Origin of the sequence: Gordonia sp. OPL2 (genome assembly GCF_003797825.1) — a bacterium.
Taxonomy (GTDB): domain Bacteria; phylum Actinomycetota; class Actinomycetes; order Mycobacteriales; family Mycobacteriaceae; genus Gordonia.
The window spans coordinates 1-427 of record NZ_RKME01000097.1; the positions used below are offsets into that span (position 1 = coordinate 1).

The following is a 427-nucleotide window of genomic DNA, read 5'->3' on the forward strand; positions in this document are numbered from 1 at the left end:
CGCTGGAGGTGCGGGTCTATCCGAACTTCGTGCCGCTCACCCGCTTCGCATTGTTCAGTGCCGACCAGGCCTCGCGGCTGGTTGGTGCGCACGTGAAGCGCCGCCGTGGCGAAGGCACCGATTTCCACCAGATGCGCGAGTACCGCATCGGCGACAGCCTGCGCCAGCTCGACTGGAAGGCCACCGCGCGTGCGCGCAAGCTGATCTCGCGCGAATACCAGGACGAGAAGAACCAGCAGCTGCTGCTGATGCTGGACAGTGGCCGGCGCATGCTGGCCAGCGAAGGCGGGCTCTCGCACTTCGACCATGCCTTGAACGCCTCGCTGGTGGTGGCTTACCTGGCGCTGCGCCAGGGCGACGCTGCCGGCCTGTACGCTGCCGGTGGCGAACGCCGCTGGGTGGCACCGCAGCGCGGCATGGGTACGGT

1 protein-coding gene is annotated in these 427 nt (G+C 68.1%); it reads left to right on the forward strand.

What is annotated here, in order from left to right; translation table 11 throughout:
* On the forward strand, positions 1–427 hold a 427-nt coding region (locus EEB19_RS26460; protein WP_187590298.1), incomplete at both ends, for a DUF58 domain-containing protein.